We start from the raw sequence: 1,403 nt of genomic DNA on the forward strand, positions 1-1,403 counted from the left end.
CGTTTGGATGATTATTTTGAAATGGACGGTTATTCGTTGTTTTATCGTGCCATTGAAACATTACAAGTAGAAGGACAACTTATCCCTATTCAAAATAATCAATACAATGGAAGAACACCAGCGCTTGCCTTATATTATTGGGTTAATATAAAAGTTCAGGAAAACAAATGGGATCGTCTCGAGATGATGAAATTAAGTGATCAGTTTGATTTTTCCTATTATGAAAGGCACCCTGAATGGCAAACTAAAGACGAATGGAATCGAATCCACAATTTATATACATTTCTCCAATCCAGTCAGGAACGGGTAATCGTGTCAGTTGAAGAAAGAAGCTTAGAGCTATTTGAACATGAAAAATTCTTACTGGACAGTGATAGCTTTCCTGATGGTAAAGGCTTCTTAGCTAGAATTGGCATATCAGAAGACCAACTTAAAATGTTGAACTACGGGGAGCCTTTTGTATTTTGGATGAAACAAGGGAAAGAAATAAAAGATATTCAGCGGGTCCTGATTGTCGAGAATCTATCTTTCTTCCATACTTCCATTAAGTTATTGGAAGCAAATGAACTGGATTATGAACCGGAACTGATTATTTATGGTGAAGGGACAAAAATTGAACGGAGCTTTTCCTTTTTCTTTCGAATGTTTCCGCCAAAACCCTATCTTTTCTATTACACAGGAGATCTTGATGCCGCGGGATACGGTATCATCATAAGGCTTATCGAAAAATACCCGGATTGCTGTATTCAGCCTGCCTTAAAAATTTATCGAAAAATGCTTGAATGTCTAGAAAAAAGGAATGACCAGAAAATCGGCCAAACACAAAACACCCAATACCGTGATTTATTTTTTCAATGGTTTACTGAAGAGGAGCAGGCGCTATTACACCAATTATGGCAGGAAAATAAGCGGATCCCGCAAGAAGTCTTAACAATCGAAACATGGAGGAGATGGATGTGAACGAATCATGGGAAGGATTCGCCCAAAGAATGCAACGATTAAATCCACTGTTTGAGCTTGGGAGGGGAATGGAAGTAGGTGAGCTGAAGCCTCACATCCAAACCATTCTCATGCAAGTGCTCCTCACAATCTTTTATAGAGAATTAAATGATGATGATCATAGACGTAAATCCGATATCAAGTATATGGTGGAAGATTCCATTAAGCAAATGAAGCTTTTAGCAGACGAAAAGCAAATTGAACGGATTACAAGTGGGCTTTTATATCAGGGAAAAGAAGAGTATAGTAAACCGTTTGAAGCCTTATATTACGATGAAATAAGACAATCCTGGGAGACTCAAACATTCAGATATGTCACAATGGATGAATTATATACGAATTTAGAGATTGGCGGCTCCATTGTTTATAAACTCACAGATGTCGCTCAGGAAATGATTTTTATG

At 37.6% G+C, this 1,403-nt stretch carries 1 protein-coding gene and 1 pseudogene; both read left to right on the forward strand.

Features of this window, described 5'->3' with window-relative positions:
- Positions 1-960 (forward strand): Wadjet anti-phage system protein JetD domain-containing protein (locus V7137_RS29960; protein WP_335701442.1); only part of this gene is annotated, 960 nt, incomplete at its 5' end.
- Positions 951-1,403, forward strand: a pseudogene (locus V7137_RS29965) (hypothetical protein); the annotation flags it as partial. The gene V7137_RS29960 and the pseudogene V7137_RS29965, both read left to right, overlap by 10 nt.

Source organism: Neobacillus drentensis (assembly GCF_036962765.1).
Lineage (GTDB): Bacteria > Bacillota > Bacilli > Bacillales > Cytobacillaceae > Neobacillus > Neobacillus drentensis_C.